The following is a 5,627-nucleotide window of genomic DNA, read 5'->3' as shown; positions in this document are numbered from 1 at the left end:
ATTCAGAGCTTTCGTTTACAGACAATGATGAAACAAAGGGAGCTCTTTCTGTAGTCCGCTGGGCGTATGAGCAATACGGGGAAGATATCGTGTACGCGTGTAGTTTTGGAATCGAAGGAATTGTACTTATTGATTTCATTCAGCAAGTAAAGCCAGATGCGAAGATTGTTTTCTTGGATACGAATCTTCATTTTAAAGAAACGTATGAAACAATTGCGAAAATAAAAGAACGTTTCCCGTTATTAAAAATTGAAATGAAGACACCAAAGCTAAGTGTAGAAGAACAGGAACAAAAATACGGCGCTGCATTATGGGAGCGCGATCCAAATGCGTGCTGTGGAATGAGGAAAATAGAGCCGCTTCGCGAGGCGTTGTCACAAGGAAAGGCTTGGATTTCTGGTCTACGAAGAGAGCAATCTCCAACGCGGCAGCATGTTCAATTTATTAATCAAGATCATAAGTTTCATTCTATTAAAATATGTCCTCTTATTCATTGGACAAATAAAGAAATATGGCGCTATGTGTACAATCATAATTTACCGTACAACCCATTGCATGATCATGGATATCCAAGCATTGGCTGTGAAAAGTGTACGCGTCCTGTCAAGGATGGAGGAGATTCACGAGATGGGCGCTGGGCAGGTATTTCAAAAACGGAATGTGGTCTTCATCAATAGAGGAGATGAGTAGGTATGATCACAATCGCGTTTTGTATCGCATTTATGTTTGCTTTAAATATAGGAGCGAGCGGGGCAGCAGCATCTATGGGAGTGGCTTATGCATCCGGTGCTATTAAAAGCAAGTATGTTGCACTATTGGTGTGTGCAATTGCTATTATTGGAGGATCTATTTTGGGTGGACAAATGGTTGTAAAAACAATCAGCTCCGGTATTATTCCGGAGAACTTGTTCACTGTAGAAGTTGTTGTAGTAACGCTTCTAGCTGCCACCGTTACGTTATTTCTTGCAAATGTTCTCGGCATCCCACTGTCAACGAGTGAAATTACAGTGGGCTCAGTAGTAGGTGTAGGTATTGCATACAAGGTTTTATACGTAGGAAAGGTACTATTTATCGTATCACTTTGGTTTGTGACTCCCGTAGTAGCATTTACGATTACATATATGGCTGGCAAGTTTATTCATCGCTTTCATACCAAGTATCCGTATTTGGAATCAGGAAAATGGAAGCCATTGTTTACGATACTTGTGATTGTAGCAGGATTTTTTGAAGCGTACTCAGCGGGAATGAAAAACGTAGCGAATGCGATTGCACCTATAGTCGGTGCACATTTGCTGCCTATGTCTTCCGCTTCGCTACTAGGTGGTCTTGTTGTAGCAGCAGGAGCATTCTTATTAGGAACGAGAGTACTAGAGACGAATGGAAAGAAAATTACATCTGTTTCTTTAACGGAAGGAATAACGATTTCTTCAACAAGCTCATGCATAGTCATTATCGCGGCACTTTTTGGTATTCCATTGCCTATTGCCCAAATTACGTCATCCGCTATTATCGGCATGGGAGTATCGCAAGGTGTAGATGTGTTTCGTAAGAAGATCGTTTCACAAATGCTGAAGATGTGGATTGTAGCTCCATTTTTATCCATGCTACTCGCGTACTCTATCATAAAGCTACTAGTCCAAAAGGATTTATACACAACTTTTATTGTAATTGTAGGTGTGCTCGCAACATTGGGAGTTGCAAGCTTATGGAAACATACGAAGCAAAAAAATAAAATTGGAGGAATAATCAGATGAGTCAAATCGCACCGCACGGAGGAACATTAATCAATCGTATTTATGAAAACTACAATGTATCACATATACAAAAGGAGATTTCACTAGATGGCATAGCGCTTAGTGATTTAGAATTAATCGCCACAGGCGCGTATAGCCCGCTCACTGGCTTTTTAACAGAAAGTGATTATAACTCTGTCGTCGAGACGATGCGCTTAGCAGATGGAACGGTATGGAGTATTCCTATTACGCTTCCCGTAACAGCAGAAAATGCAGATAAGTTGCAAGTTGGTGAAGAAGTAAAGCTAGTGAAGGACGGGGTTACGTACGGAGTCATAACTGTAGAAGATATTTACACTCCCGATAAGCAAAAAGAAGCAGAGTTTGTTTTTCAAACAGTGGATGAAGACCATCCGGGTGTAAAAAAAATGAAGCATCGCCCTTCAGTCTATGTAGGAGGATCTATCATTCTTGTAAAACGGGTACCAAAGGATTCATTTGCAACCTATCGTTTAGATCCAATTGAAACACGTCAAAAGTTTCAAGAACTTGGCTGGAAAACGGTAGTAGGCTTTCAAACACGTAATCCAGTACATCGTGCACATGAATACATTCAAAAGGCAGCACTCGAAATCGTAGATGGATTATTTTTGAATCCGTTAGTAGGCGAAACAAAATCTGATGATATCCCTGCAGATGTTCGGATGGAAAGCTATGAAGTGCTTTTGAAAAACTATTATCCAAAGTCCCATGTATTTCTAGCAGTTTTTCCAGCAGCGATGCGATACGCGGGTCCTCGTGAAGCGATTTTTCATGCGATTGTACGCAAAAACTTCGGCTGTACGCATTTTATCGTCGGACGCGATCATGCAGGGGTAGGAAACTATTACGGCACATATGATGCGCAATTGATTTTTTCCAATTTCACAGAAGAGGAACTCGACATTACTCCACTCTTTTTTGAGCACAGCTTTTACTGCAGAAAATGTGAAGGAATGACATCATCGAAAACGTGTCCGCACGGATCGGAAGATCATATCATTTTATCAGGAACAAAGGTACGTGCCATGCTCCGAAATGGTGAATTACCACCAAGTACATTTAGTCGAAAAGAAGTTGTAGAAGTACTGATTCGCGGAATGCAGCGTGAAGAAGTTACAAAATAGAGGAGGAAGAACATGAATAATTTAACTTGGCATCAAGCGTCCGTAACAAAGGAAGAGCGTCGTACACAAAATAATCATGGAAGCTTCGTTCTTTGGTTTACAGGATTGTCAGCTTCCGGTAAATCAACGATTGCAAATGCCCTGGCAAGACGTTTATTTGAAAGTAATGTTCGTAACTATGTGTTAGACGGGGATAACATTCGTCACGGGCTTAACAAAGATTTAAGCTTCTCTGAAGACGATCGAAAGGAAAATATTCGCCGCATTGGGGAAGTAGCGAAATTGTTTGTTGATAGCGGAACAATCGTGATAACTGCTTTTATTTCACCATTTCGTGAAGATCGAAATCTTGTGCGGACGCTTCTATCTGAGAAAGAATTTATAGAGGTATTTGTTCACTGTCCCCTGCAAGAGTGTGAAAAGCGCGATCCAAAAGGGTTGTACGAAAAAGCAAGAAGCGGAGAAGTAAAACATTTTACAGGAATTGATTCGCCGTATGAAGAACCATTGCAGCCAGAAATTACGATTCATACGCATGAGTCTAGTGTTGAAGAATGTGTGGATCAACTAATTCATTACTTACAAAAGAGAGAGTTGCTACTCTTTGGAAAATAGAAGGCTTTAGATACTTGCAATACATGTAGGAGGAGAAAAGAATGACGTATGAAAAGGTGTGGGCGAATCGGCCGAATTTACATGCATCAGAGATAAAGAAATTGGAAAAGGACGGTTTAGAAATATTTAATGATGTTCCCTATTACGCAGCAAACGGTTTTGGCTCGATCCCAAGAGAGGAATGGGATTCATTTAAATTTGCAGGATTGTACTTGCAGCGCCCGAAAGAAGCGGGATACTTTATGATGCGCGTGAATATTCCTTCTGGTATTTTAACAAACGAGCAGGTTGAAACCATTGCTGGGATTTCACGTGATTATGGACGAGGTGTCGTTGACATTACGGTTCGTCAGGCTGTTCAATTTCACTGGCTCCGAATAGAGGAAATACCTGATATTTTTAATCGTTTAGAGCATGTTGGGTTATCGAGTGCTGGGGCATGTGGAGATATTACAAGAAATATTGTGGGGAATCCGTTAGCCGGAATCGATAAAGATGAATTATTTGATACAACGGAAATTGTAAAAGATATATACAATTTTTTTCAACGTAATGAAGAATTTTCAAACTTACCACGTAAGTACAAGTTGTCGATTAGTTCTAATCTTTATAATGCTTCTAATGCGGAACTGAACTGTGCATCATTTATTCCTGCAACAAAGGAAATAGACGGAGAGCACGTGCTTGGTTTTAACGTAAAAGTGGGCGGAGGTTTATCGGCACGTCCGTATTTAGCAGAGCAGTTAGATATATTCGTTCGTCCTGAGCAAGTGAAGGATGTGACAATTGCAATTACAACAATCTTTCGTGATAACGGATATCGTGAGAAGCGTCACCATGCTCGTCTCAAGTTTTTAGTAGCGGATTGGGGAGTAGACAAATTTAGAGATAAGCTATTCGAGTTAATAGGACCTCTGCCTTCGAAAGGAAATGATGCGTCAAAAGGTTGGAAGGCCGGCTATTTTTATGGTATTCATGAGCAAAAACAGAAGGGATTATTTTACGCAGGATTTCACGTTCCAGTGGGACGCTTGCATGCAAATGAACTGTTTGAAATTGCAAAAATTGCGAGAGAGTACGGAAATGGCGATGTTCGTACGTGTAATTCACAAAACTTTATTATTCCAAACGTACCAAAGGAGAAGGTAAAAGAGCTATCGCAGCAGTCACTATTCGAGAGTATTACGACAAACCCACAATCTTTTATCGGATACGCTGTTTCTTGCACAGGAATGGAATACTGCAATTTGGCATTAGTTGAGACAAAGGCACGTCTTCGAGGTATAGCGACATATTTGGATGAGCACTTAACAATGGATGTACCTGTTCGTATTCATATGGTAGGCTGTCCTAACTCGTGCGGACAACGACAAATTGCTGATATTGGTTTGCAAGGTGTGAAATTAAAAAGTGATAAAGGGATGGTTGAAGCGTTTGAGTTGTACGTTGGAGGAACGCTTTTAAACGGTGGGAAATTCAATGAAAAGCTAAAGGGAAAAATTCATGCAGATGCATTGCAGGACGTATTGCTCTCTTTTCTTACCTTCTTTAAAGATGAAAAGCTACCAAGTGAAACCTTTTACGAATTCGTCGGTCGTGTTGGGATTGAGGAGTTACAAAACCAGCTCACTCAAATCTTGGAAAAAGTGTTGGTGTAATGAAATGGAACTATATCGTTTTGAAGTGACAACAGAAGATGAAGTTATCCCGGTTGTCATTGTCGCTGATAGTGAAGAGAAAGCATTCCGCGCTGTAGAAATTGAGCTGGAAAAGTATTTTTTGCGGTTACCAAGTATTCGTGATATTACGCTATACGAAAAGAAGCGAATTCAAAGCAGCGTAGGTTTTGTTCTATACGAAACAGAAAATTTGTAAAGAGGAGGTCTGTGGGATGGGGAAGGTGTATCTTGTTGGAGCAGGCCCGGGTGATCCAGATTTGATTACGGTAAAAGGATTGGCATGTATTCAGGAGGCGGATGTAATTTTGTATGACAGGCTTGTGAATCCGCTTATGTTAAAGCATGCAAAGCCTACGTGTGATTTGATTTATTGTGGGAAATTGCCAAATTATCATACGATGCAGCAGGAAACGATTAATGCTTGTCTCGTCAAG

General features: G+C 40.6%; 7 protein-coding genes. All 7 read left to right on the top strand.

Features of this window, described 5'->3' with window-relative positions:
- Positions 1–677 (top strand): phosphoadenylyl-sulfate reductase (locus AC11ZT_RS06715; protein WP_484058857.1); only part of this gene is annotated, 677 nt, incomplete at its 5' end.
- A 15-nt stretch (positions 678–692) separates the two neighbouring features.
- Positions 693–1,754 (top strand): anion permease, encoded by a 1,062-nt coding sequence (locus AC11ZT_RS06710; protein ID WP_484058856.1) that lies wholly within the window; start codon positions 693–695, stop codon positions 1,752–1,754.
- A complete protein-coding gene (gene sat / locus AC11ZT_RS06705; RefSeq protein WP_484058855.1) occupies positions 1,751–2,899 on the top strand; it encodes a sulfate adenylyltransferase in 1,149 nt (382 codons plus the stop codon). Before AC11ZT_RS06710 ends, sat begins: the two co-directional genes overlap by 4 nt.
- A gap of 12 nt (positions 2,900–2,911) precedes the next feature.
- On the top strand, positions 2,912–3,514 hold the full coding sequence (cysC, locus tag AC11ZT_RS06700) for an adenylyl-sulfate kinase (protein WP_484058854.1): 603 nt from the start codon (positions 2,912–2,914) through the stop codon (positions 3,512–3,514).
- Between the two features lie 41 nt (positions 3,515–3,555).
- On the top strand, positions 3,556–5,172 hold the full coding sequence (locus AC11ZT_RS06695; RefSeq protein WP_484058853.1) for a nitrite/sulfite reductase: 1,617 nt from the start codon (positions 3,556–3,558) through the stop codon (positions 5,170–5,172).
- A 4-nt stretch (positions 5,173–5,176) separates the two neighbouring features.
- Positions 5,177–5,389 carry a DUF3906 family protein gene (locus tag AC11ZT_RS06690; RefSeq protein ID WP_484058852.1) on the top strand — a complete coding sequence of 71 codons (213 nt, stop codon included), beginning with the start codon at positions 5,177–5,179 and terminating at the stop codon, positions 5,387–5,389.
- Positions 5,390–5,405: 16 nt separating this feature from the next.
- The coding region (locus tag AC11ZT_RS06685; RefSeq protein WP_484058851.1) for a uroporphyrinogen-III C-methyltransferase at positions 5,406–5,627 on the top strand (222 nt) is incomplete at its 3' end.

It is taken from the genome of Ectobacillus sp., from assembly GCF_056992975.1.
The sequence above is the reverse complement of the archived record's forward strand: the minus strand, read 5'-3'. Positions and strand labels throughout refer to the sequence as shown.